We start from the raw sequence: 23,673 nt of genomic DNA on the forward strand, positions 1-23,673 counted from the left end.
TGATGAAAGTTTGGCCTGTCAAACATAGCCCGTTATTGCGTCAACCTGAACGCTTTATTGCCAGAGATGAGCTGAAAGCACTGATTCAAAAGGTGACGCATAACCTGGTCAATATCCACGACAAGACGGGTGAGTTTTTGCTGCGGCTGGACGACGGGCGCGTGATCGACACCAAAGGCTGGGTCGGATGGGAATGGACGCACGGCGTCGGTTTGTACGGTATCTGGCAGTATTACTGCCAGACCGGTGACACAGGCATGCGCGACATTATCGACAGCTGGTTTGCTGACCGTTTTGCTGAAGGTGCCACTACCAAAAACGTCAATACGATGTCGCCGTTCCTGACGCTGGCCTGTCGTTATGAAGAGACCAAAAACCCGGCCTGGCTGCCGTGGCTGGAAAGCTGGGCGGAATGGGCGATGACCGAGATGCCGCGCACCGATCACGGTGGCATGCAGCACATCACCCTGGCGGAAGAGAATCATCAGCAGATGTGGGATGACACGCTGATGATGACGGTGTTGCCGCTGGCGAAAATCGGCAAACTGCTAAACAAACCGGAGTACGTTGAAGAGGCGGTGTATCAGTTCCTGCTGCACGTGCAGAACCTGATGGACCGGGAGACGGGCCTGTGGTTCCACGGCTGGAGTTACGACGGCAACCATAACTTTGCCCGTGCCCGCTGGGCGAGGGGCAACAGCTGGCTCACCATCGTGATTCCGGATTTCCTCGAACTGATTGATTTGCCGGAAAACAACGCCGTGCGCCGTTATCTGGTGCAGGTATTGAATGCGCAAATTGCCGCGCTGGCAAAGTGTCAGGACGAGAGCGGCTTGTGGCATACCCTGCTGGACGATCCGGGCTCGTACCTGGAGGCGTCCGCGACGGCCGGGTTTGCCTACGGGATCCTGAAAGCGGTGCGTAAGCGCTATGTTGCGCCTGCGTATGCTGACGTTGCTGAAAAAGCGATTCGCGGCATCGTGAAAAATATCTCGCCGGAAGGGGAGTTATTGCAAACGTCGTTCGGCACGGGGATGGGCAGCGACCTGGCGTTTTATCGCCAAATCCCGCTGACGTCGATGCCCTATGGACAGGCCATGGCGATTCTGTGTCTGACGGAGTATTTGCGGAAGTATTTCTGATAATAAAAAACCCGGCGGCTGCCGGGTTTTTTGTATTACATACGCTCTACGGTTTCGATACCCAGGGTATCCAGACCCAGCTTCAGGGTCTTCGCCGTCAGCTGCGCCAGCTTCAGGCGGCTGTTGCGGACCGATTCATTTTCCGCAGACAGAATAGGGCAGTGCTCGTAGAAGCCGGAGAACAGACCCGCCAGATCGTACAGGTAAGCGCACATAACGTGCGGCGTACCGTCACGGGCGACAACCGTCAGCGTCTCTTCAAACTGCAGCAGACGCGCCGCCAGCTGGGCTTCACGATCTTCCGTGATGGTCACGGTCGCATTCGCCAGCACGTTTTCATCAATGTTCGCTTTACGGAACACCGAGAGCACGCGGGTGTAAGCATATTGCATGTAAGGCGCCGTGTTGCCTTCAAACGCCAGCATGTTATCCCAGTCGAAGATATAGTCGGTGGTACGGTTTTTAGAGAGATCCGCGTATTTCACCGCGCCGATACCGACGGCGTTAGCCAGTTTTTCCAGCTCGTCGGCAGGCATGTCCGGGTTCTTCTCTGCCACCAGACGACGGGCGCGCTCCAGCGCTTCATCCAGCAGGTCAGACAGCTTCACGGTACCACCCGCACGGGTTTTGAACGGCTTGCCGTCTTTACCGAGCATCATGCCGAACATGTGGTGTTCCAGCGGAACGCAATCCGGTACGTAACCGGCTTTACGCACGATAGTCCATGCCTGCATCAGGTGCTGGTGCTGACGGGAGTCGATGTAGTACAGCACACGGTCAGCATGCAGGGTTTCGTAACGGTACTTCGCGCAGGCGATATCGGTGGTGGTGTAGAGATAGCCGCCATCCTTTTTCTGGATGATCACGCCCATCGGTTCACCTTCCTTGTTTTTGTACTCATCAAGGAACACGACCGTTGCACCTTCGCTCTCAACCGCCAGGTTTTTCGCTTTCAGGTCCGCCACAATGCCCGGCAGCATTGGGTTATAGAGGCTCTCACCCATCACATCATCACGGGTCAGGGTCACGTTCAGACGGTTATAGGTGAGCTGGTTCTGGGACATGGTGATGTCCACCAGCTTGCGCCACATCTCGAGGAAGTATTGATCCCCGCCCTGCAGCTTGACGACGTAGCTGCGCGCGCGCTCGGCAAAGGTTTCGTCTTCGTCGTAATGCTTTTTCGCTTCGCGGTAGAACCCTTCCAGGTCCGCCAGCGCCATTTCGCCCGCGTTTTCCTGCTGCTGTTTTTCCAGGTAAGCAATCAGCATGCCGAACTGGGTACCCCAGTCGCCAACGTGGTTTGCGCGGATTACCTTGTGACCGAGAAACTCAAGCGTGCGCACCGCGGCATCACCAATGATGGTGGAACGCAGGTGGCCAACGTGCATCTCTTTCGCCACGTTCGGGGCAGAGTAGTCGATCACCACCGTCTGCGCTTGTGGTCGGGAGACACCCAGACGGTCTGATTTCAGCGCCGCGTCAACGTGGCTTGCCAGGAATGCAGGCTCCAGGAAAATGTTGATAAAGCCCGGGCCAGCGATTTCGGTTTTGCTGGCGATACCGGTGAGATCCAGATGCGTCAATACCTGCTCAGCGAGCTGTCGCGGCGGCATGCCCAGTTTTTTAGCCACTGCCATCACGCCATTAGCCTGATAGTCGCCAAACTGTACTTTTGCTGACTGACGAACCTGTGGTTCGCAATCCGCAGGCGCACCTGCGGCAATCAGTGCCTGACTGACTTTTTCGGAGAGAAGAGCCTGAATATTCACCTGGATACCTTACGTTTTTGATGCGGGCCTACAACCGCCCGCGCCAGTTAAAGAATTTAGGGCGGGAGTATACTGCAAATGCCTTCTGCCGTCAGCATTGCGGGGCCCGAAGATTGCTCAGAATCCAGCCAGAGAAGAGGTGCATAAACATGCAGTCGTAAAAACCGCGATTCAGAGGTTGGTCGAAACGGGGCAACAGAGTAAATTAGCGGCTTTGCGACATGAAAAGAGACTGACGTATGGCGAACTGGCAATCCATTGACGAACTGCATGATATTTCCGCAGATTTACCGCGCTTCACCCAGGCGTTCACAGAACTTGCCACCCGTCTTGGTCTGGATATCGCGCCGCTTGAGGCCGATCACATCTCTTTGCGCTGCCATCAAAACGCGACTGCCGAGCGCTGGCGTCGCGGGTTTGAACAGTGTGGTGAGTTGCTTTCTGAGAACATGATTAATGGTCGTCCCATTTGTCTGTTCAAACTGCATGAACCGGTCTGCGTGGCGCACTGGCAATTCACCGTTGTAGAACTGCCATGGCCGGGTGAAAAACGTTACCCGCACGAAGGCTGGGAGCATATCGAAATCGTCCTGCCGGGTGAGCCGGAAACGTTGAACGCGCGCGCGCTGGCCCTGCTCTCAGACGAGGGATTAAGCCAGCCGGGCATTTTTGTGAAGACAAGTTCGCCCAAAGGCGAGCGTGAGCGTCTGCCTAATCCGACGCTGGCCGTGACTGACGGGCAGGTGACGATGAAATTTCATCCGTGGACCATTGAGCAGATCGTTGCCAGCGAAGCCTGAGAGTTGTGACTCGTCGCTGAGACCCAAAACAAGAGGCGTGCCATGATGGCGCGTTAAGCCGATTTTAAGGAGGAGTCGATGGCGCTGCTGGAGATTTGTTGTTATAGCGTGGAGTGTGCCGTCACCGCGCAACGGAAAGGGGCCGATCGCATTGAACTGTGCGCCGCCCCGAAAGAAGGAGGGTTAACGCCCTCATACGGCGTGCTGACGTCGGCCCGTAAGGCCGTCACCCTTCCGGTACACCCCATTATTCGTCCTCGCGGCGGTGATTTTTGTTATACGTCGGGTGAGTTCAGTGCCATGCTTGAAGATATCGCCCTTGTTCGTGACCTCGGGTTCCCCGGGCTGGTGACCGGCCTGCTGGATGAAGACGGTGAGGTCGATCTGCCGCGTATGCGTCAGGTGATGGACGCCGCAAAAGGAATGGCCGTGACGTTTCATCGTGCGTTTGATATGTGCAAAAAACCACTGCAAGCGTTTGATACCCTTGCCGAACTGGGTGTGGCGCGCGTTCTGACATCAGGGCAACAGTCTTCTGCTGAAAAAGGTCTGCAATTAATTACGGAACTAAAAGCCCATTCCGGTGTTCCAATAATAATGGCGGGTGCGGGAGTCCGTGCCGGCAATCTGGAACGGTTTTTAAACGCCGGGGTGGAAGAGCTTCACAGCTCTGCGGGGAAATGGATACCTTCACCCATGCGTTATCGCAATACAGGGCTGTCAATGTCGACGGATGCTGAAGCGGATGAGTATTCACGCTACGGTGTAGATGGAGAGTCGGTTGCGGAAATGAAGTCGCTGATTGAGCGCTATCACGTGTAGCAACGTACCGATTTTTACCGCGCATCATGTCGCCCAATATGATGCTTGCTTGTACCAGGCCCCTGCAAATTACACAGGGGCCTTTTTTTCTCCTTCATATTTCAAGCCGCAGCCGCGTTGGCCGCCTCGCTCACCCCGGTCACTTACTGATGTAAGCTCCCGGGGATTCGCTGCGTTGCCGCCTTGCTGCAACTTGAACTATTTTGGAGAAAACGTGCGACGCGTAGGCCGGGTAAGGCGTAGCCGTCACCCGGCTAAAAGGTTACGGCTTCGTCGCGATCAATACCGCACGCATCGGTGCCGGATAGCCTTCGATGGTTTTGCTGTGGTCGGCCGGGTCAAGGAACTGCTCCAGCGACTCGGTGATCATCCAGTCGGTGCGGCGCTGCTCCTCGAGTGACGTCACGCTGACATCGGCAATCCGCACATCCACAAAACCGCACTTATCCAGCCAGTTCTTCAATGCCAGCGCGGACGGGATAAAGTAGACGTTACGCATCTGGGCGTAGCGATCGCCCGGCACCAGAACAGCATGTTCGTCACCTTCGATCACCAGCGTTTCCAGTACCAGTTCGCCGCCGCTGACCAGCTGATCTTTAAGCTGCCACAGATGTTCAAGCGGGGAGCGACGATGATAGAGCACGCCCATGGAGAACACGGTATCAAACGCTTTCAGGGCAGGAAGTTGCTCAATTCCCAGCGGCAGCAGGTGGGCGCGCTGGTCGTTGCCCAGCAGTTTACGCACTGCTTCAAACTGGCACAGGAACAGTTGCATTGGGTCGATACCGACCGCCAGATGCGCGCCCGCGCCAATCATGCGCCACATGTGGTAACCGCTGCCGCAGCCCACGTCCAGAATAGTGCGCCCGGTCAGGTCAGACAGATGAGGCAGAACGCGATCCCATTTCCAGTCGGAGCGCCATTCGGTGTTGATGTTCACCCCGTAGAGCGAGAAAGGCCCTTTGCGCCAGGGCATCAGGTTACGCATCAGCGTTTCGATGCGGTTGATCTGCCCGGCCGGGAGCGGTGCTTCGCTTTCTGCGGTGACGCTGTGAAGCAGGTCCAGACGATGCGGGGTCAGCTCCGGCAGATACTCCACCGCATTTGACCACTGCTTTAACAGGCCGTGCTGCTGATCGCGCTGCCAGGCGGCAATCTGCGCGGGCAGAGTTTCCAGCCAGTGAGACAGATGGTTTTTAGCTATCAGCTGATAGAAATTACTGAACTCAATCATGCTGCATCTCCGGCTTTTAGCGCCACCAGTGAGCCAAAGTTAAAGCACTGGAACCACAGTTCGCTATGCTCAAATCCGGCTTTGCGCAGGCGCGCTTTGTGGGTTTCTACGGAGTCTGTCAGCATCACGTTTTCCAGCATGCTGCGCTTCTGGCTGATCTCCAGCTCGCTGTAACCGTTCGCACGTTTAAAATCGTGGTGCATATTGAACAGCAGTTCGCCAACGTCGGCATCCTCAAAGCTGAATTTCTCGGAAAGCACCAGCGCGCCGCCGGGATTTAGCCCCTGGTAAATTTTGTCCAGCAGCAGCTGACGGTCTTCAGGCACCAGGAACTGCAGGGTAAAATTCAGGATGACCATCGACGCGTTGTGAATTTCAATCTCACGAATATCGCCTTCGACGACCTCCACCGGTACAGGGGCTTTATACGCATCAATATGGCGACGGCAGCGTTCTACCATCGCCGGGGAGTTGTCGACGGCAATGATTCGGCAATCTTCATGATGAACGTTACGACGTACCGACAGCGTTGCCGCGCCGAGCGAGCAGCCCAGGTCATAGACCTGCGTGCCGGGTTGAACGAAGCGCTCAGCCAGCATACCGATCATAGAGATAATATTGGAATAACCGGGAACAGAGCGCTGGATCATATCCGGGAAGACTTCGGCTACCCGTTCATCGAAGGTCCAGTCGCCCAGGCTGGCGATAGGCGCGGAAAAAAGCGTGTCGCGATCTGACATAACGTAAAAATCCGGGAAAAATAAAGTGGCGTATTGTGCGCTAATGGAGGGAGAAAACCAACTCCCACGGCATATACCAAAGGTTAGCCAGCACCATCAGCAAAAGCGAACACCAGGTCGCGCTCATGCCGGAACGACGCCAGCGGAATAAGCGGTGGTGAAAGCCATAATAATGCATTAGCCGGCCAGCAATCAGAAGCAGGCCACAGACGTGAACCATCCAGGTTTCTGCGCCATTCATCTCCATAAACAGCAGTAAAATCAAGGCGACGGGGATGTATTCGACCGCATTACCGTGAATGCGGATAGCGCTTTGCAGTTCCGAAAAACCGCCGTCACCATAAGAAACGCGGTACTGCATTCTCAGACGCACAACATCAAATGAAAACTTAATCAGCAGTAATGCACCTAACACCGCATACAGCGCGCTGACCATACAAACTCCCTGTTTTTGGCAGATGGCACTTCACTATGATAGGGGGTGATATCAGAAAAGAGAAGATTGTTGTGGAATGGAGGGGGCGTTGCCCACGGCGGGAACCGCGGCCTGCAAGGCCTGCCAGAGAGCATCGACCAGTTCGGGTGCCTGCGCAATATCCGGTGTGTGCAAAAAGAGATAGGGCGTAGTGGTTTGCTCCCACTTCGCTAATTTTTGCAGCCAGACGGCGAACATCGCCTGATTTTGCTGCATGTTGTCGCTACCGATGAACCTGACCATCGGGTTTTGCGCGGTGACGATGGCGTGGACCGGCACTTTCGGTTTTTTGCGTTGCGCATCCACAATCGCTTCACTGTGCGGGATTGCACTGTGGACGGGGCGACTGTCAAGAATGACACGGTTGACCGCACGTTCCAGCAGGCCGCGGTTGAGCGCTATTTCTGCTTCACCTTTGGCAAAAAATTCAGCATGCCTGACCTCCACGCCGTAGGTAAACTCGCGGGGCAGGCTATCCAGAAACTGCCACAGGGCAGGCAGATCGCGCGGGCCGAACGTGGCGGGAAGCTGGAGCCAGTATTGCCCAATCCGGTTCGCCAGTGGCGACATGCGCGTAAAGAACTCTTCGGTTAAATCCCCGCAGTTGCGCAGCGCGGCGTTGTGGGAGATGGTCGCCGGAAACTTAAAACAGAACCGGAAATCGTCGGTCGTTTGCTCCCGCCAGCGTTCAACAATCTCCGCTTTAGGCAGCGCGTAGAGGGTCGTGTTGCCCTCGACACAGTTGAAGTGTCGGGCATATTCTTTCAGGCCGGTGATGCCCAGGCGCACCCATTTCGGGTGCGACCACTGGGGTAACCCCACATACATCATAGCGCGCTCAGGATCTCGTCCGTGCTGCGCACGCGTCCGATACGCGGGAAGATATGGGTCATGCTGCCCTGATGCTGTTCCGCGGAAGCCGCGCTGCAGGCATCTTCTGCAATGACCAGGTTAAAGCCCAGCTCCCAGGCGTTACGGGCGGTAGACTCCACGCCGATGTTGGTAGAAATGCCGCACAGAATAAGGGTGTCGATACCACGACGGCGGAGCTGCAGTTCCAGATCGGTTCCGTAGAATGCGCCCCATTGACGTTTGGTCACTTCGATATCGCTGTCGCGTTTGCCCAGCGACACCGGATACGTCCACCAGTTTTCCGGCAGGGCATGGGCGGGCGCCTGTGCATCAACGGGCTGTTTTAACGCCTCGGCGAAATCAGCGGACCAGCCGACGCGCACCATGACTACAGGGGCACCGCTGGCACGGCATTTTTCCGCCAGACGAGCGGCGCGGCTAACCACATCATCCGCAGCGTGCGGGCCACCGGCAAAGGGCAGGATCCCTTCCTGTAAATCAATCACCACAAGCGCGGTTTTGCTGGCATCCAGTGTTAACATCGTTACTCCCGTTAAATGAATCACTTCCGTAACACCATACGACGTGATGACCTGTAATGGGTCGGATAATTTTGTTAATTTTTGTGAGAATGCGCAATAAGAGTGCAGCAAACGACCGTCAGGCCGTGGTTCGCTCTTATCGTCCGGCGGAATTTCCAGTATAATAGCCGCCTTTTTTCATCCAGTTGTGACATACAGAAAGCTGCGACATAGTAGCCTGCATTCCAGGCGACATTTAGCCTGCGGCTAATTAAGGGATATCTCATGCGTACAGAATATTGCGGGCAGCTGCGTCAGTCCCACGTCGGACAGCAGGTCACCCTGTGTGGTTGGGTCAACCGTCGTCGTGATCTTGGTAGCCTTATTTTCATCGATATGCGCGACCGTGAAGGTATCGTTCAGGTGTTCTTCGACCCGGATCGTGCGGATGCGTTGAAGCTGGCTTCTGAGCTGCGTAATGAGTTCTGCATTCAGGTCACCGGTACCGTGCGTGCGCGTGACGAGAAAAACGTCAACGCAGACATGGCGACGGGTGCCATTGAAGTACTGGCGTCCGATCTGGTTATCATTAACCGTGCTGAAGCGCTGCCGCTGGACTCCAACCACGTCAACACGGAAGAAGCGCGTCTGAAATACCGCTACCTGGATCTGCGTCGTCCGGAGATGGCCCAGCGCCTGAAAACCCGTGCGAAAATCACCAGCCTGGTGCGCCGTTTTATGGATGACCACGGTTTCCTCGATATCGAAACCCCGATGCTGACCAAAGCCACACCGGAAGGTGCGCGCGATTATCTGGTCCCATCCCGCGTACATAAAGGCAAATTCTACGCGCTGCCACAGTCTCCACAGCTGTTCAAACAGCTGCTGATGATGTCCGGTTTCGATCGCTACTATCAGATCGTCAAATGTTTCCGCGACGAAGACCTGCGTGCTGACCGTCAGCCAGAATTCACCCAGATCGATGTGGAAACCTCCTTCATGACCGCCGAGCAGGTGCGTGAAGTGATGGAAGCGCTGGTGCGTAGCCTGTGGAATGACGTGAAAGGCGTCGAGCTGGGCGATTTCCCGATCATGACCTTCGCCGAAGCCGAGCGTCGTTACGGTTCCGACAAACCAGACCTGCGTAACCCGATGGAGCTGGTGGATGTTGCAGACCAGGTGAAATCCGTTGAGTTCGCGGTATTCGCCGGCCCGGCTAACGATCCGAAAGGCCGTGTTGCAGCCCTGCGCGTACCGGGCGGTGCGGCACTGAGCCGTAAGCAGATCGACGACTACGGCAACTTCATTAAGATCTACGGCGCGAAAGGTCTGGCCTATATTAAAGTAACCGAGCGTGCGAAAGGTCTGGAAGGGATCACCAGCCCGGTTGCGAAGTTCCTGAATGCGGACATCGTGGAAGCGATCCTTGAGCGCACCGGCGCGCAGGATGGCGACATGATCTTCTTCGGTGCAGACAACAAGAAAGTGGTTGCCGATGCGATGGGCGCGTTGCGTCTGAAGCTGGGCAAAGACCTCAGCCTGACCGACGAAACCAAATGGGCACCGCTGTGGGTTATCGACTTCCCGATGTTTGAAGACGACGGTGAAGGCGGCTTGACCGCGATGCACCACCCGTTCACCTCGCCAAAAGACATGACGGCGGCAGAGCTGAAAGCGTCTCCGGAAGATGCGGTGGCAAACGCCTACGACATGGTGATCAACGGCTACGAAGTGGGCGGCGGTTCCGTGCGTATTCACAGCGGCGAAATGCAGCAGACCGTGTTCGGCATCCTGGGCATTAACGAACAGGAGCAGCGTGAGAAATTTGGCTTCCTGCTGGACGCCCTGAAATACGGTACACCGCCACACGCGGGTCTGGCTTTCGGTCTTGACCGTCTGACCATGCTGCTGACCGGCACCGATAACATTCGTGATGTTATTGCCTTCCCGAAAACCACTGCCGCAGCGTGTCTGATGACCGAAGCGCCAAGCTTTGCTAACCCGACTGCACTGGCTGAGCTGGGCATTGAGGTGGTGAAGAAGGAAGAGAAAAACTGATATGACATACAAGCTTCCCGTTTCTGTCTTAGTTGTCATTTATGCCCAGGACACGAAGCGGGTGCTAATGTTGCAGCGGCGCGACGATCCTGATTTCTGGCAGTCGGTTACCGGCAGCCTGGAAGAGGGGGAAACCGCGCAGCAGGCCGCCGCGCGTGAAGTAAAGGAAGAGGTCACCATTGATGTTGCTCGCGAGCAACTGACCCTGAAGGACTGTCAGCGCACGGTGGAGTTTGAAATTTTTAGCCATTTACGTCATCGCTACGCGCCGGGCATTGAGCGCAATACGGAATCGTGGTTCTGTCTCGCGCTCCCCCATGAGCGGGAGATCGTGTTTACCGAACACCTGAACTACCGCTGGGTGGATGCGACGGATGCCGCCGCACTGACCAAGTCGTGGAGCAACCGGCAGGCGATTGAAGAATTTGTAATTAACGCTGCCTGAGAAGGCGCGATTTTTGGAGAACTTTTTATGGCAGGTCATAGTAAGTGGGCCAACACCAAACACCGTAAAGCGGCACAGGATGCCAAACGCGGTAAGATCTTTACCAAAATCATTCGTGAGCTGGTGACAGCGGCACGTCTGGGCGGCGGCGATCCGGCCTCTAACCCGCGTCTGCGCGCGGCGGTGGATAAAGCGCTGTCTAACAACATGACGCGTGACACCCTGAACCGTGCCATCGCACGTGGTGTAGGCGGTGATGAAGACGCGAACATGGAAACCATCATTTATGAAGGTTACGGCCCTGGCGGTACTGCCGTAATGGTTGAGTGTCTGTCCGACAACCGTAACCGTACCGTTGCGGAAGTGCGCCATGCATTCACTAAAACCGGCGGCAACCTGGGTACCGACGGTTCCGTTTCTTACCTGTTCAGCAAAAAAGGCGTCATCTCCTTCGAGAAAGGCGACGAAGATGTGATCATGGAAGCCGCCCTGGAAGCCGGTGCGGAAGACGTGGTGACCTACGATGATGGCGCAATTGACGTTTACACCGCGTGGGAAGAGATGGGCGCCGTGCGCGATGCACTCGAAGCCGCGGGTCTGAAAGCGGACAACGCTGAAGTTTCCATGATCCCATCCACCAAAGCGGACATGGATGCGGAAACTGCGCCAAAACTGCTGCGTCTGATCGACATGCTCGAAGACTGCGACGACGTGCAGGAAGTGTATCACAACGGTGAAATCTCTGATGAGGTTGCAGCGACTCTCTGATGAGATCGTATAAGCCGTTTACGGGAGACGCGTGATGTCGATTATCCTTGGGATTGACCCCGGCTCGCGCGTCACCGGTTATGGCGTTATCCGCCAGGTGGGACGCCAGCTAACCTACCTCGGCAGCGGCTGTATTCGCACCAAAGTGGACGATCTGCCGTCGCGCCTGAAGCTGATTTATGCGGGCGTGTCGGAAATCATCACCCAGTTTCAGCCTGATTTTTTTGCCATTGAGCAGGTCTTTATGGCAAAAAACGCCGATTCGGCGCTAAAGCTGGGGCAGGCGCGCGGCGTGGCGATTGTTGCCGCCGTGAACCAGGATCTTCCGGTGTTCGAATATGCCGCACGTCAGGTAAAGCAGACGGTGGTGGGGATAGGTAGCGCGGAGAAAAGCCAGGTGCAGCATATGGTGCGTACCTTGCTGAAGCTTCCCGCGAACCCGCAGGCCGATGCCGCCGATGCGCTGGCCATTGCGATTACCCACTGTCACGTCAGCCAGAACGCGATGCAAATGAGTGAATCGCGGCTCAATCTGGCGCGAGGCAGGTTACGATAAAGAGAAATCAGGCTGGATAAACATCCAGCCTTTTTTTATTATGTCGCCAGTCAAACATTTTCCAGAACGCAGGAGCGTCACGTGATAGGCAGACTCAGAGGCATCATCATTGAAAAACAACCCCCGTTAGTGCTGCTGGAAGTGGGTGGCGTGGGCTATGAAGTCCACATGCCAATGACCTGCTTCTACGAGCTGCCGGACGCGGGTAAAGAGGCGATTGTCTTTACTCAGTTCGTGGTGCGTGAAGATGCTCAGTTGCTTTACGGCTTCAACAACAAGCAGGAACGTACCCTGTTCCGCGAGCTGATTAAAACCAACGGCGTGGGACCGAAGCTGGCACTGGCGATTTTGTCCGGTATGTCTGCTCCGCAGTTCGTGAATGCCGTTGAGCGCGAAGATCCTGCGGCGCTGATTAAGCTCCCGGGGATTGGTAAGAAAACCGCCGAGCGTCTGATTGTTGAGATGAAAGACCGCTTTAAAGGTCTGCATGGCGATCTGTTCACCCCGGCGACCGATCTGGTTCTGACGTCACCGGGGGCGCCGTCAACAGATGATGACGCTGAGCAGGAAGCGGTTGCCGCGCTGGTGGCGCTGGGCTATAAACCTCAGGAGGCCAGTCGGATGGTAAGCAAAATTGCCAAACCGGATGCCAGCAGTGAAACCCTGATTCGTGAAGCGCTGCGCGCTGCATTGTGAGGTAAAGGATGATTGAAGCAGACCGCCTGGTATCGGCAGGCACCCTTCAGGCAGAAGACGTGGTGGATCGTGCGATCCGCCCGAAACTGCTTGATGAGTATATCGGCCAGCCGCAGGTACGTTCCCAGATGGAGATTTTCATCCAGGCGGCAAAGCTGCGCGGCGATGCGCTCGATCACCTGCTGATTTTTGGCCCGCCGGGGTTGGGGAAAACCACGCTGGCGAATATCGTTGCCAATGAAATGGGCGTCAACTTGCGCACGACCTCCGGCCCGGTGCTGGAGAAAGCCGGCGATCTGGCGGCGATGCTGACCAACCTTGAACCGCATGACGTACTGTTTATCGATGAAATCCACCGTCTGTCTCCGGTGGTAGAGGAAGTCCTCTATCCGGCAATGGAAGATTACCAACTGGATATCATGATTGGTGAAGGCCCGGCTGCGCGCTCCATCAAGATCGATCTGCCGCCGTTTACCCTGATTGGCGCAACGACCCGTGCCGGATCGTTGACCTCTCCACTGCGCGACCGCTTCGGTATCGTGCAGCGTCTGGAGTTTTATCAGGTGCCGGACCTGCAACATATTGTCGGTCGTAGCGCGCGCTATATGGGGCTGGAGATGAGCGAAGAGGGCGCTTTTGAAGTGGCGAAGCGTTCGCGTGGTACGCCGCGTATTGCCAACCGCCTGCTGCGTCGCGTGCGCGACTTTGCCGAAGTGAAGCACGATGGCACCATTTCGGCAGAGATTGCCGCCCAGGCGCTGGATATGCTTAACGTCGATGCCGAAGGCTTTGACTATATGGACCGCAAACTGCTGCTGGCGGTGCTGGATAAATTCTTTGGCGGACCGGTCGGGCTGGATAACCTGGCGGCGGCGATCGGTGAAGAGCGTGAAACTATCGAGGATGTTCTGGAGCCGTATCTGATCCAGCAGGGATTCTTACAGCGTACGCCGCGTGGTCGTATGGCGACGGTGCGGGCGTGGAATCATTTCGGCATTACGCCACCGTCAATGCCGTAATGATGAGCAGGCGGGATGTTAAATTTCGCCTGCGACGCTGACCGATTAGGGAGGGTGCGAATAAGTACCCTCCGCAACGAAAATGAAACTTTTAGTCAATTAAATTCAATCACTTACATAGGCGTTTTTTTGCGTTTGGTGACTTATTCGCACCTTCCTTAACGGACAGCTGAAAAAAGTTGATACCGATGGTATTGTCAAGTGTCTTGATATGGAAGGCGGTATAAACGTCCCAGGTGCCAAATTGCATTTAGCAACGTGTACCAGGTAATAAAATAAGCCCCGATAATTTCATCGGGGCTTATTTACGTGTGCACCCAACATGGGCGCACTCCAGCGGTTTAAGTCCCGCCATGCGTTGATCACAGCGCATGAAGCGAAGCGTGACCCTCTATGAAAGCGGTAATCGCTCATTCATGCATTCGGTTGTTTTTTCATCATACTAAAAATAAACAACACCGCCGCACACAACACCACTGACGGCCCCGCAGGCGTGTCATAAAACGCCGAGAAGGTTAACCCACCCGTTACCGCAATCATCCCGATAATCACGGCCACACCGGCCATCTGCTCCGGCGTGCGGGCAAAACGGCGCGCCGTGGCGGCAGGGATGATCAGCAGCGAGGTAATAATCAGCGCCCCGACGAACTTCATCGCCACGCCGATGGTTAATGCCGTCACCAGCATCAGCAGTAGCTTAACCCGCTGCAGCTTCACGCCGTCGACGAAGGCCAGGTCCGGGCTGACGGTCATCGCCAGCAGGTTACGCCACTGCCAGAGCAGAATACCGAGTACCACCACCACACCGAAGGCGATGGAAATTAAATCTTCCGGCGTCACGGCAAGCAGATCGCCAAACAGATAGGCCATCAGGTCGACGCGGATATTCGACATCAGACTCACCACGACCAGACCCAGCGAGAGCGCGCTGTGGGCCATAATGCCAAGCAGCGTATCAATGGCGAGGTGCGGACGTTTCTCCAGCCAGACCAGCCCGGCTGCCAGCAGCAGGGTGACGACAATCACCGCGTAGAAGGGATTCACATCCAGCAGTAAACCAAAAGCCACGCCCAGCAAAGAGGCGTGCGCGAGGGTATCACCGAAATAGGACATTCTGCGCCAGACCACAAACGAGCCGAGTGGACCCGCGGCGCAGGCAAGCATAATCCCGGCCAGCCAGCCGGGCAGTAACAGTTCAATCATGAGTGTCCATTTCCCCGGCGCAGGACAATTCGTCCCTGTAAATCATGGCGGTGATTATGATGATGACGGTAAATTCCCAGCTGTTCAGCGCCACGAGGGCCAAACATGGAGATAAACTCCGGGTGCATCGAGACCACTTCAGGCGTGCCGGAACAGCAAATATGATGGTTAAGGCACAGCACTTCGTCCGTTTTCGCCATGACAAGATGGAGATCGTGGGAGACCATCAGCACGGCGCAATTCAGTTCACGGCGAAGCTGATCGATCAAATCATAAAGCGCGACCTGACCATTAACGTCCACCCCCTGGGTAGGCTCATCAAGCACCAGCAGTTGCGGGCTGCTCAACAGCGCGCGCGCCAGCAAAACGCGCTGCGTCTCACCCCCGGAAAGTTTTTGCAGCGGCGCGTCAATAAGGTGGCCCGCCTGTACGCGTTTCAGCGCCGGGAGAATATCGGCTTTCCGCGTGCCGGGGCGCAGGCGCAGAAAGCGACTCACCGTTAAAGGCAGCGTGGCGTCCAGATGTAATTTCTGAGGCACATAGCCGATACGCAATTTTTCCTCGCGGGTGATAACACCTTCATCGGGCGTCACCAGACCCAGTACAACCCGTACCAGCGTGGATTTACCTGCGCCATTAGGACCAAGCAGCGTCAGAATTTTGCCGGGCTTCAGATCCAGCGACACGTCAGAGAGGACGCGGCGCTGGCCGAAAGAGACCGAAATATTATCGAGAGAAACCAGTGTCGTCATGTCAATTTAAGCTTGAAGAAGTCAACGAATGTTATAATATCACATTCCACGCATTCACTACGATGATTAGTCGCATTATGTTACATAAAAATACGCTTCTTTTCGCAGCATTATCCGCTGCCCTTTGGGGTACAACCGCACAAGATGTTAACGCGGCGGTTGTCGCTTCGCTTAAACCGCTTGGATTCATCGCGTCGGCCATTGCCGATGGGGTGACGGAAACCCAGGTTTTGCTGCCTGACGGGGCCTCTGAGCATGACTATTCTCTTCGCCCTTCAGATGTAAAACGCTTACAAAACGCGGACTTAGTCGTCTGGATTGGACCAGAGATGGAAGCGTTTATGCAGAAGTCGGCCAAACAGATTCCAGGCGATAAACAGGTTGCGATTGCCGGGCTTTCCGGCGTGAAACCGTTGCTCATGAAAGGCACGGATGACGACGGTGATGAACATGACCATCCCGTGGCAGAGGGTGAAAAAGGTGATGGAGATCACCATCATGGTGAGTACAACATGCATCTCTGGCTTTCCCCAGAGATAGCGCGGCTTTCAGCGGTTGCAATCCACGACAAATTAGTGGAACTTATGCCGCAAAGTCGAGCCAAACTAGACGCCAACCTGAAGGATTTTGAGGCACAATTAGCCGCAACCGATAAGCAGGTAGGTAATGAGCTCGCACTGTTGAAAGGAAAAGGGTATTTCGTTTTTCATGACGCCTATGGCTACTATGAAAAACACTATGGTTTGACCCCGCATGGGCACTTCACCGTCAACCCTGAAATTCAACCTGGTGCGCAGCGTTTACATGAAATCAGAACACAGTTGGTTGAGCAAAAAGCGACATGCGTTTTTGCTGAGCCACAGTTCAGGCCAGCGGTCGTAGAAGCCGTGGCCAGGGGGACATCCGTGCGCATGGGGACCCTTGACCCGCTAGGAACGAATATCCAGTTGAGCAAAGCGAGCTATTCGCAGTTCCTCAGCCAACTGGCGGACCAGTATGCGAGCTGCCTGAAAGGAGATTAACGAGGAAGTGAATACGTGCAACAGATAGCCCGCTCTGTCGCCCTGGCATTTAACAATCTGCCTCGACCCCACCGCGTTATGCTGGGGTCGCTTACAGTACTCACCTTAGCGGTCGCCGTCTGGCGGCCCTATGTTTACCACCCGAGTTCTGCCCCTATCATCAAAACCATCGAGCTTGAAAAGAGCGAGATCCGTTCTTTACTGCCTGAAGCCAGTGAGCCTATCGACCAGGCTGCTCAGGAAGATGAAGCGATTCCCCAGGATGAACTGGACGATAAAATCGAGAACGAGGCCGGGAGCCACGAGTATGTTGTCTCTACCGGTGACACGCTGAGCAGCGTGCTCAACCAGTACGGTATCGACATGGGGAATATCAGTCAGCTCGCTGCTGCAGATAAAGACCTGCGTAACCTGAAAATAGGGCAACAGCTCTCCTGGACCTTAACGGCGGATGGCGATCTCCAGCGGTTAACCTGGGAGATGTCCCGCCGTGAAACCCGCACCTACGATCGCACTGCAAACGGTTTCAAAATGACCAGTGAAATGCAGAAGGGCGACTGGGTGAACAGCGTGATGAAAGGCACAGTAGGCGGAAGCTTCGTTTCCAGCGCCCGTGATGCCGGTCTCACCAGCTCTGAAATCAGTGCGGTGATCAAAGCCATGCAGTGGCAGATGGATTTCCGCAAGCTGAAGAAGGGCGATGAGTTTTCCGTGCTGATGTCTCGCGAAATGCTCGACGGCAAGCGTGAGCAGAGCCAACTGGTGGGCGTACGTCTGCGCTCTGATGGCAAAGATTACTATGCCATCCGTGCCGAAGACGGTAAGTTCTACGACCGCAGCGGTACGGGACTGGCGAAAGGCTTTATGCGCTTCCCGACGGCTAAACAGTTCCGCGTTTCCTCTAACTTTAACCCGCGTCGTCTGAACCCGGTTACCGGGCGCGTCGCACCACACCGTGGCGTTGACTTTGCCATGCCGCAGGGCACGCCGGTGCTGGCTGTGGGTGATGGTGAAGTGGTCGTGGCTAAACGTAGCGGTGCCGCAGGCTACTATGTCGCGGTGCGTCACGGTCGTACCTACACCACCCGCTATATGCACCTGCGTAAACTGCTGGTTAAACCTGGACAGAAAGTGAAACGTGGCGACCGTATCGCGCTCTCCGGCAACACCGGACGCTCGACCGGCCCGCACCTGCACTATGAAGTGTGGATTAACCAACAGGCCGTAAACCCGCTGACGGCGAAACTGCCACGCACCGAAGGCCTGACGGGTAAAGATCGTTCTGATTACCTGGCGCAGGTGAAAGAGGTGATACCGCAGCTGAGCTTAAACTAAGCCTTCTGTTTTTGTGAAAAAAGCCGGTGTCAGTATGCGCCGGCTTTTTCTTTTGTGCGTGGACGACTGCCTCGCTACACTATCAATAAAATTTTGCGTCACCAGACCCTGGAACCAGCATGGAAACAAAAAAAAACAATATTGAATACATTCCTGAGTTTGAAAAATCCTTTCGCCATCCGCGCAACTGGGGCGCCTGGCTCGGGGTCTACACCTTTGCAGGCATCGCTATGCTGCCTGCTGCGCTGCGCGATCCCCTGCTGGGGAAAATTGGCCGTCTGGCCGGGCGTTTAGGCAAAAGCGCGCGTCGCCGTGCGCAGATCAACCTCTATTACTGTTTTCCCGAAAAAAGCGATGCCGAGCGCGAGGCTATCATCGATGCGATGTATACCACCGCGCCGCAGGCAATGGCGATGATGGCAGAGCTGGCGCTGAAAGGGCCGGAAAAAATCGTTGACCGTGTTGACTGGAAAGGGCTGGAAATCATTGACGAAATGCGTCGCAATGACGAGAAGGTGATTTTCCTCGTTCCTCACGGTTGGGGTGTCGACATTCCGGCGATGCTGATGGCTTCTCAGGGTCAGAAGATGGCGGCCATGTTCCATAACCAGGGCAACAAAATCTACGACTTTGTCTGGAATACCGTACGTCGTCGTTTTGGCGGTCGTTTGCATGCGCGTAACGATGGTATCAAGCCGTTTATTCAGTCCGTACGTCAGGGATACTGGGGCTACTATCTGCCGGATCAGGACCACGGACCAGAGCACAGTGAGTTTGTCGACTTCTTTGCGACCTACAAAGCCACACTTCCCGCGATTGGCCGCCTGATGAAGGTGTGTCGCGCCCGCGTGATCCCACTCTTCCCGGTTTATGATGGTAAAACGCACCGTCTGAGCATTGAAGTTCGCCCGCCGATGGATGACTTGCTGACCGCAGACGATCGCACCATTGCGCGTCGCATGAACGAAGAGGTGGAAATCCTGGTGGGGCCGCATACCGAACAGTACACGTGGATATTGAAGCTGCTTAAAACGCGAAAGCCGGGTGAAACGGAACCTTATAAACGCAAAGAGCTTTATCCGAGGAAATAAAAAAAGCCCTCTCCAGATGGAGAGGGCTTTTTAACACAGATGTTGTTACTCGACGGTCATAACGCGGGTGGTGTTGGTTGAGCCGATGGTGCTCATCACATCACCCTGCGTCACGATAACGATATCACCGGACACCAGGTAACCTTTGTCGCGCAGCAGATTGACGGCATCGTGCGCGGCTGCCACGCCGTCATTGGTGCTGTCGAAGTGCACCGGCGTCACACCGCGGTACAGCGCCGTCAGGTTCAGCGTACGTTCATGACGGGACATGGCGAAGATCGGCAGACCGGAGCTGATACGGGAAGTCATCAGCGCGGTACGGCCTGATTCGGTCATGGTGATGATCGCGGTAACCCCTTTCAGATGGTTTGCCGCGTACATGGCAGACATCGCAATCGCTTCTTCCACGTTGTCGAACTGCACGTCCAGACGGTGTTTTGAGACGTTGATGCTTGGGATCTTCTCTGCGCCCAGGCAGACACGCGCCATCGCGGCCACGGTTTCAGCAGGATATTGGCCCGCAGCGGTTTCCGCAGACAGCATCACCGCATCGGTACCATCCAGCACGGCGTTAGCGACGTCCATCACTTCCGCACGGGTTGGCATTGGGTTGGTGATCATGGATTCCATCATCTGGGTCGCGGTGATCACCGCGCGGTTCAGCTGACGTGCGCGACGAATCAGCGCTTTCTGGATACCAACCAGCTCAGGATCGCCGATTTCCACACCCAAATCGCCGCGGGCCACCATCACCACGTCAGAAGCCAGGATCACATCGTCCATGGCGTCCTGATCGCAAACGGCTTCCGCGCGTTCAACCTTGGCAACGATTTTGGCATCACAGCCTGCATCACGGGCCAGACGGCGTGCATAGTTCAGATCTTCGCCACAGCGTGGGAAGGAGACTGCCAGGTAGTCAACGCCGATCAGAGCCGCAGTAACGATGTCCGCTTTGTCTTTATCGGTCAGCGCTTCCGCAGAGAGGCCGCCGCCCAGTTTGTTGATACCTTTATTGTTGGAGAGCGGGCCGCCGACGGTGACTTCGGTGAACACTTTCATTCCCTGAACTTCGAGCACCTTCAGCTGTACGCGTCCGTCGTCGAGCAGCAGGATATCGCCAGGCACCACGTCAGCTGGCAGGCCTTTATAGTCAATCCCGACTTTTTCTTTATCGCCTTCGCCTTTGCCCAGGTTGGCATCCAGCAGGAATTTATCGCCGATATTGAGGAAAACTTTACCTTCTTTGAAGGTGGAGACACGAATTTTAGGACCCTGCAGATCGCCGAGGATAGCGACATGGCGGCCCAGTTTAGCGGCGATCTCACGCACTTTGTCGGCACGTAATTTATGGTCTTCTGGCGTACCGTGAGAGAAGTTCATGCGCACCACGTTGGCACCCGCGGCGATAATCTTTTCAAGGTTATTATCGCGGTCGGTGGCCGGGCCTAAGGTGGTAACGATCTTGGTTCTGCGAAGCCTTCTGGACATGTAATACTCCGTTGACTGAAACAACTTTGGTGTTGCGTGAACATTGAATCGGCCTTCATCTGCCGCAAGGCAGCAAAGAGTGGACCGAATGCCGTAAATCATTACATCGTAATTATTGGTTACGTCTTCGTTATCTACTTTAAGGAAACATCGCTCTTTATGAGCAATTCTTTATCAAAACGCGATTCCTTCAGCGCTTCCTTGACTCGCTTCAAGTTATCTCTGAATTTTGCGCCCCGGCGCAAGGTAAAACCGGTCGCCAGCACGTCTATAACCGTGAGCTGTGCCAGACGGGAAACCATAGGCATATACATATCGGTATCCTCCGGGACGTCCAGCGTAATGGCGAGCGTCGCCTCTCGTGCCAGCGGCGTACCGGCGGTGGTAAGGGCGATCACCATGGCATCGTTTTCACGGGCCAGCTGCGCCAGTTCCACCTGACTTTTGGTGCGGCCAGTATGAGAAATGAGTACCACGACGTCATCTTCACTGCAATTCATACAGCTCATGCGTTGCAGCACAATGTCATCGGAATAAATCACCGGCACGTTGAAGCGGAAGAATTTATTCATGGCATCGTGCGCCACCGCGGCCGACGACCCAAGTCCGAAGAACGCGATCCGCTTGGCCTGGGTAAGTAAATCCACCGCACGGTTCACCGAACTCATATCCAGAGACTGACGAACGTGGTCAAGCGTGGCCATAGCTGACTCAAAAATTTTCGCCGTGTAGGCATCTACGCTGTCGTCTTCATCCACATTACGATTAACATAAGGGGTGCCGTTTGCCAGACTTTGTGCCAGATGCAGTTTAAAATCAGGAAAGCCGCGCGTTTCCAGGCTACGGCAGAAGCGGTTAACCGTCGGTTCGCTGACGCCTGCTTCCTGAGCCAGCGCGGCGATGCTTGAATGAATCGCCTGAGCGGGAGAGGCAAGAATGACTTCAGCCACTTTTCGCTCGGATTTGCTAAGGTGTTCCAGTTGATACTGGATTTTTTCAAGCATATTCATTGTTAACAGGGCGCTCGTGGGGGTGGAAACGATTTCATAAATGGATGAAATCTTCATTCGATTAGCCGATATTACCCCTGTGGCTTCCATAAAGGGTAACAGTCGACAAGATAATGTTGTTGTTTTTTTTCATTACTTGATCGATGTCGGGTTTTGCTATGACCCTGTTGCGCAAATTATCGACGCTTGTTGCGTCATAATGCCCCCGTAATCGGCTGCAAGGCGAAAAATTGCCGTATCGCACGAGACGATAAGTGCTAATGGTTTCGGGAATGACGTAAAAGCAGTACAGTGCATTGTAATAAAATTACAACGATACCTGGCAGAAGTACCAGGTGATCCAACTGAGGAGAATGACATGGCGGTAACGCAAACAGCCCAGGCATGTGACCTGGTCATTTTCGGCGCGAAAGGCGATCTTGCACGCCGAAAATTGCTGCCTTCCCTGTATCAACTGGAGAAAGCGGGCCAAATTCATCCGGATACCCGTATCCTGGGGGTAGGGCGCGCCGACTGGGATAAGGACGCTTATACCAAAGTCGTCCGCGAGGCGCTCGAAACTTTCATGAAGGAAAAAATTGATGAAAGTTTGTGGGATACTCTGAGCGGTCGTCTTGATTTCTGCAACCTGGACGTCAATGACGTCAGCGCGTTTAACCGCCTGGGCGCCATGCTGGATCAGAAAAACCGTGTCACCATTAACTATTTCGCCATGCCGCCAAGCACGTTCGGCGCCATCTGCAAAGGTCTCGGCGAAGCCAAACTGAACGCCAAACCGGCGCGCGTGGTGATGGAGAAGCCGCTGGGTACCTCTCTGGCAACCTCGCGTGAAATCAACGACCAGGTGGGCGAGTTCTTCGAAGAGTGTCAGGTTTACCGTATCGACCACTATCTCGGTAAAGAGACGGTACTGAACCTGCTGGCGCTGCGTTTTGCTAACTCCCTGTTTGTGAATAACTGGGACAACCGCACTATCGACCACGTGGAAATCACCGTGGCGGAAGAGGTAGGTATCGAAGGCCGCTGGGGTTACTTTGACCAGGCAGGCCAGATGCGCGACATGATCCAGAACCACCTCCTGCAAATTCTGTGCATGATCGCCATGTCACCGCCGTCTGACCTGACGGCAGACAGCATTCGCGACGCCAAAGTCAAAGTGCTCAAGTCGCTGCGCCGCATCGACCGCTCCAACGTGCGCGAGAAGACCGTTCGCGGCCAGTACACTGCCGGGTTTGCGCAAGGCAAAAAAGTGCCGGGCTACCTGGAAGAAGAGGGCGCGAACAAATCCAGCAACACAGAGACTTTTGTGGCGATCCGCGTGGATATCGATGACTGGCGCTGGGCGGGCGTGCCGTTCTACCTGCGTACCGGTAAACGTCTGCCAACCAAATGTTCCGAAGTCGTCGTCTACTTCAAAAACCCGGAACTGAACCTGTTCAAAGAGTCCTGGCAGGAGCTGCCGCAGAACAAACTGACCATTCGTTTGCAGCCGGACGAAGGGGTTGATATCCAGATCCTCAACAAAGTGCCGGGCCTGGATCACAAGCATAACCTGCAGACCACCAAACTGGATCTGAGCTACTCCGAAACCTTCAACCAGACGCACCTCGCGGATGCTTATGAGCGTCTGCTGCTGGAAACCATGCGTGGTATCCAGGCGCTGTTCGTGCGTCGCGATGAAGTGGAAGAGGCGTGGAAATGGGTCGATTCCATTACCGAAGCCTGGGCAGCCGATCAGGATGCGCCAAAACCGTATCAGGCGGGCACCTGGGGGCCGGTTGCATCGGTGGCCATGATCACCCGTGATGGCCGCTCCTGGAACGAGTTTGAGTAGGATAATCCACTAGCCCGAAAGTGTTATTTTACCGGTAACAT

General features: G+C 55.2%; 23 protein-coding genes. 13 read left to right on the forward strand and 10 right to left on the reverse strand.

The features are described 5' to 3' along the window. Positions 1–2 precede the first annotated feature (2 nt). A complete protein-coding gene (locus ACOTXR_RS12960) occupies positions 3–1,142 on the forward strand; it encodes a glycoside hydrolase family 88/105 protein (RefSeq protein WP_058691018.1) in 1,140 nt (379 codons plus the stop codon). A gap of 35 nt (positions 1,143–1,177) precedes the next feature. Here ACOTXR_RS12960 and argS read toward each other — a convergent pair whose 3' ends face one another. After that, positions 1,178–2,911, reverse strand: a complete 1,734-nt coding sequence (gene argS / locus ACOTXR_RS12965) for an arginine--tRNA ligase (protein ID WP_023330729.1) — start codon at positions 2,909–2,911, stop codon at positions 1,178–1,180. 239 nt (positions 2,912–3,150) lie between these two features. Between argS and ACOTXR_RS12970 the strand changes: the two genes are divergently transcribed. Together ACOTXR_RS12970 and cutC are read left to right on the forward strand one after the other, a co-directional pair. Continuing rightward, entirely contained in the window at positions 3,151–3,711 is a 561-nt protein-coding gene (locus ACOTXR_RS12970) for a VOC family protein (RefSeq protein WP_058690992.1), read from the forward strand. 78 nt (positions 3,712–3,789) lie between these two features. Beyond that, positions 3,790–4,533: a copper homeostasis protein CutC gene (cutC, locus tag ACOTXR_RS12975; protein WP_023330728.1), complete on the forward strand. Its 744-nt coding sequence runs from the start codon at positions 3,790–3,792 to the stop codon at positions 4,531–4,533. Between the two features lie 262 nt (positions 4,534–4,795). Here the strand turns inward: cutC and cmoB are convergent, their stop codons facing one another. From cmoB to ACOTXR_RS13000, 5 genes are read right to left on the reverse strand one after another with little or no spacing between them, the layout of a single operon-like run. Further along, positions 4,796–5,767 (reverse strand): tRNA 5-methoxyuridine(34)/uridine 5-oxyacetic acid(34) synthase CmoB, encoded by a 972-nt coding sequence (gene cmoB, locus ACOTXR_RS12980; protein ID WP_058690991.1) that lies wholly within the window; start codon positions 5,765–5,767, stop codon positions 4,796–4,798. Further along, positions 5,764–6,507, reverse strand: a complete 744-nt coding sequence (cmoA, locus tag ACOTXR_RS12985; RefSeq protein WP_058690990.1) for a carboxy-S-adenosyl-L-methionine synthase CmoA — start codon at positions 6,505–6,507, stop codon at positions 5,764–5,766. The genes cmoB and cmoA overlap by 4 nt, the downstream gene beginning before the upstream one ends. 40 nt (positions 6,508–6,547) lie before the next feature. Next, positions 6,548–6,943 carry an MAPEG family protein gene (locus ACOTXR_RS12990; RefSeq protein WP_014884325.1) on the reverse strand — a complete coding sequence of 132 codons (396 nt, stop codon included), beginning with the start codon at positions 6,941–6,943 and terminating at the stop codon, positions 6,548–6,550. A 51-nt stretch (positions 6,944–6,994) separates the two neighbouring features. Further along, on the reverse strand, positions 6,995–7,813 hold the full coding sequence (locus tag ACOTXR_RS12995) for a DUF72 domain-containing protein (protein WP_222834561.1): 819 nt from the start codon (positions 7,811–7,813) through the stop codon (positions 6,995–6,997). Continuing rightward, entirely contained in the window at positions 7,810–8,376 is a 567-nt protein-coding gene (locus tag ACOTXR_RS13000) for a hydrolase (RefSeq protein WP_014884323.1), read from the reverse strand. Before ACOTXR_RS13000 ends, ACOTXR_RS12995 begins: the two co-directional genes overlap by 4 nt. Positions 8,377–8,640: 264 nt before the next feature. Here ACOTXR_RS13000 and aspS point away from each other — a divergent pair, with 264 nt between their 5' ends. The 6 genes from aspS to ruvB all read left to right on the forward strand — a co-directional run bounded on the left by aspS (position 8,641) and on the right by ruvB (position 13,897). Then, on the forward strand, positions 8,641–10,413 hold the full coding sequence (gene aspS / locus ACOTXR_RS13005; RefSeq protein WP_058690989.1) for an aspartate--tRNA ligase: 1,773 nt from the start codon (positions 8,641–8,643) through the stop codon (positions 10,411–10,413). A gap of 1 nt (position 10,414) precedes the next feature. Then, on the forward strand, positions 10,415–10,858 hold the full coding sequence (gene nudB / locus ACOTXR_RS13010) for a dihydroneopterin triphosphate diphosphatase (RefSeq protein ID WP_032636195.1): 444 nt from the start codon (positions 10,415–10,417) through the stop codon (positions 10,856–10,858). A gap of 27 nt (positions 10,859–10,885) precedes the next feature. Further along, the gene (locus ACOTXR_RS13015; RefSeq protein ID WP_014884320.1) at positions 10,886–11,626 is read left to right on the forward strand and encodes a YebC/PmpR family DNA-binding transcriptional regulator; all 741 of its coding nucleotides are present in this window, start codon (positions 10,886–10,888) and stop codon (positions 11,624–11,626) included. Positions 11,627–11,660: 34 nt separating this feature from the next. After that, positions 11,661–12,182, forward strand: coding sequence for a crossover junction endodeoxyribonuclease RuvC (gene ruvC, locus ACOTXR_RS13020; RefSeq protein ID WP_014884319.1), 522 nt, complete (start codon positions 11,661–11,663; stop codon positions 12,180–12,182). A gap of 81 nt (positions 12,183–12,263) precedes the next feature. Further along, positions 12,264–12,878 (forward strand): Holliday junction branch migration protein RuvA, encoded by a 615-nt coding sequence (ruvA, locus tag ACOTXR_RS13025; protein ID WP_023330723.1) that lies wholly within the window; start codon positions 12,264–12,266, stop codon positions 12,876–12,878. A gap of 8 nt (positions 12,879–12,886) precedes the next feature. Continuing rightward, positions 12,887–13,897 carry a Holliday junction branch migration DNA helicase RuvB gene (gene ruvB, locus ACOTXR_RS13030; protein WP_014884317.1) on the forward strand — a complete coding sequence of 337 codons (1,011 nt, stop codon included), beginning with the start codon at positions 12,887–12,889 and terminating at the stop codon, positions 13,895–13,897. A 414-nt stretch (positions 13,898–14,311) separates the two neighbouring features. Here the strand turns inward: ruvB and znuB are convergent, their stop codons facing one another. Then, complete coding sequence (znuB, locus tag ACOTXR_RS13035; protein WP_014884315.1) at positions 14,312–15,100, reverse strand: zinc ABC transporter permease subunit ZnuB; 789 nt, start codon at positions 15,098–15,100, stop codon at positions 14,312–14,314. Further along, positions 15,097–15,852, reverse strand: a complete 756-nt coding sequence (znuC, locus tag ACOTXR_RS13040) for a zinc ABC transporter ATP-binding protein ZnuC (protein WP_014884314.1) — start codon at positions 15,850–15,852, stop codon at positions 15,097–15,099. Before znuC ends, znuB begins: the two co-directional genes overlap by 4 nt. A 77-nt stretch (positions 15,853–15,929) precedes the next feature. On the opposite strand from znuC, the gene znuA reads away from it, so the two are divergent. The 3 genes from znuA (at position 15,930) to lpxM (ending at position 19,300) form a co-directional block, all read left to right on the forward strand. Further along, positions 15,930–16,874 (forward strand): zinc ABC transporter substrate-binding protein ZnuA, encoded by a 945-nt coding sequence (gene znuA / locus ACOTXR_RS13045; protein WP_222834560.1) that lies wholly within the window; start codon positions 15,930–15,932, stop codon positions 16,872–16,874. 15 nt (positions 16,875–16,889) lie between these two features. Beyond that, complete coding sequence (mepM, locus tag ACOTXR_RS13050) at positions 16,890–18,209, forward strand: murein DD-endopeptidase MepM (RefSeq protein WP_058690988.1); 1,320 nt, start codon at positions 16,890–16,892, stop codon at positions 18,207–18,209. Between the two features lie 119 nt (positions 18,210–18,328). Continuing rightward, entirely contained in the window at positions 18,329–19,300 is a 972-nt protein-coding gene (lpxM, locus tag ACOTXR_RS13055) for a lauroyl-Kdo(2)-lipid IV(A) myristoyltransferase (RefSeq protein WP_023330719.1), read from the forward strand. 45 nt (positions 19,301–19,345) lie between these two features. Here lpxM and pyk read toward each other — a convergent pair whose 3' ends face one another. Together pyk and ACOTXR_RS13065 are read right to left on the reverse strand one after the other, a co-directional pair. After that, positions 19,346–20,788 (reverse strand): pyruvate kinase, encoded by a 1,443-nt coding sequence (gene pyk / locus ACOTXR_RS13060; RefSeq protein WP_008500455.1) that lies wholly within the window; start codon positions 20,786–20,788, stop codon positions 19,346–19,348. Between the two features lie 134 nt (positions 20,789–20,922). Continuing rightward, positions 20,923–21,798 (reverse strand): MurR/RpiR family transcriptional regulator, encoded by an 876-nt coding sequence (locus ACOTXR_RS13065; RefSeq protein ID WP_032629265.1) that lies wholly within the window; start codon positions 21,796–21,798, stop codon positions 20,923–20,925. 358 nt (positions 21,799–22,156) lie between these two features. On the opposite strand from ACOTXR_RS13065, the gene zwf reads away from it, so the two are divergent. After that, a complete protein-coding gene (gene zwf, locus ACOTXR_RS13070) occupies positions 22,157–23,632 on the forward strand; it encodes a glucose-6-phosphate dehydrogenase (RefSeq protein ID WP_014884309.1) in 1,476 nt (491 codons plus the stop codon). Positions 23,633–23,673 lie beyond the last annotated feature (41 nt).

The organism is Enterobacter cloacae complex sp. IR53030 (assembly GCF_049238365.1).
GTDB classification, from domain to species: domain Bacteria; phylum Pseudomonadota; class Gammaproteobacteria; order Enterobacterales; family Enterobacteriaceae; genus Enterobacter; species Enterobacter kobei.

Excerpts from the sequence above, each read along its gene's own strand:
- ACOTXR_RS12960 (WP_058691018.1), top strand. The coding sequence starts at position 3 with ATGAAAGTTTGGCCTGTCAAACATAGCCCGTTATTGCGTCAACCTGAA.
- ACOTXR_RS12970 (WP_058690992.1), top strand. The coding sequence starts at position 3,151 with ATGGCGAACTGGCAATCCATTGACGAACTGCATGATATTTCCGCAGAT.
- cutC (WP_023330728.1), top strand. The coding sequence starts at position 3,790 with ATGGCGCTGCTGGAGATTTGTTGTTATAGCGTGGAGTGTGCCGTCACC.
- cmoB (WP_058690991.1), bottom strand. The coding sequence starts at position 5,767 with ATGATTGAGTTCAGTAATTTCTATCAGCTGATAGCTAAAAACCATCTG.
- cmoA (WP_058690990.1), bottom strand. The coding sequence starts at position 6,507 with ATGTCAGATCGCGACACGCTTTTTTCCGCGCCTATCGCCAGCCTGGGC.
- ACOTXR_RS12990 (WP_014884325.1), bottom strand. The coding sequence starts at position 6,943 with ATGGTCAGCGCGCTGTATGCGGTGTTAGGTGCATTACTGCTGATTAAG.
- ACOTXR_RS12995 (WP_222834561.1), bottom strand. The coding sequence starts at position 7,813 with ATGATGTATGTGGGGTTACCCCAGTGGTCGCACCCGAAATGGGTGCGC.
- ACOTXR_RS13000 (WP_014884323.1), bottom strand. The coding sequence starts at position 8,376 with ATGTTAACACTGGATGCCAGCAAAACCGCGCTTGTGGTGATTGATTTA.
- aspS (WP_058690989.1), top strand. The coding sequence starts at position 8,641 with ATGCGTACAGAATATTGCGGGCAGCTGCGTCAGTCCCACGTCGGACAG.
- nudB (WP_032636195.1), top strand. The coding sequence starts at position 10,415 with ATGACATACAAGCTTCCCGTTTCTGTCTTAGTTGTCATTTATGCCCAG.
- ACOTXR_RS13015 (WP_014884320.1), top strand. The coding sequence starts at position 10,886 with ATGGCAGGTCATAGTAAGTGGGCCAACACCAAACACCGTAAAGCGGCA.
- ruvC (WP_014884319.1), top strand. The coding sequence starts at position 11,661 with ATGTCGATTATCCTTGGGATTGACCCCGGCTCGCGCGTCACCGGTTAT.
- ruvB (WP_014884317.1), top strand. The coding sequence starts at position 12,887 with ATGATTGAAGCAGACCGCCTGGTATCGGCAGGCACCCTTCAGGCAGAA.
- znuB (WP_014884315.1), bottom strand. The coding sequence starts at position 15,100 with ATGATTGAACTGTTACTGCCCGGCTGGCTGGCCGGGATTATGCTTGCC.
- znuC (WP_014884314.1), bottom strand. The coding sequence starts at position 15,852 with ATGACGACACTGGTTTCTCTCGATAATATTTCGGTCTCTTTCGGCCAG.
- znuA (WP_222834560.1), top strand. The coding sequence starts at position 15,930 with ATGTTACATAAAAATACGCTTCTTTTCGCAGCATTATCCGCTGCCCTT.
- lpxM (WP_023330719.1), top strand. The coding sequence starts at position 18,329 with ATGGAAACAAAAAAAAACAATATTGAATACATTCCTGAGTTTGAAAAA.
- pyk (WP_008500455.1), bottom strand. The coding sequence starts at position 20,788 with ATGTCCAGAAGGCTTCGCAGAACCAAGATCGTTACCACCTTAGGCCCG.
- ACOTXR_RS13065 (WP_032629265.1), bottom strand. The coding sequence starts at position 21,798 with ATGAATATGCTTGAAAAAATCCAGTATCAACTGGAACACCTTAGCAAA.
- zwf (WP_014884309.1), top strand. The coding sequence starts at position 22,157 with ATGGCGGTAACGCAAACAGCCCAGGCATGTGACCTGGTCATTTTCGGC.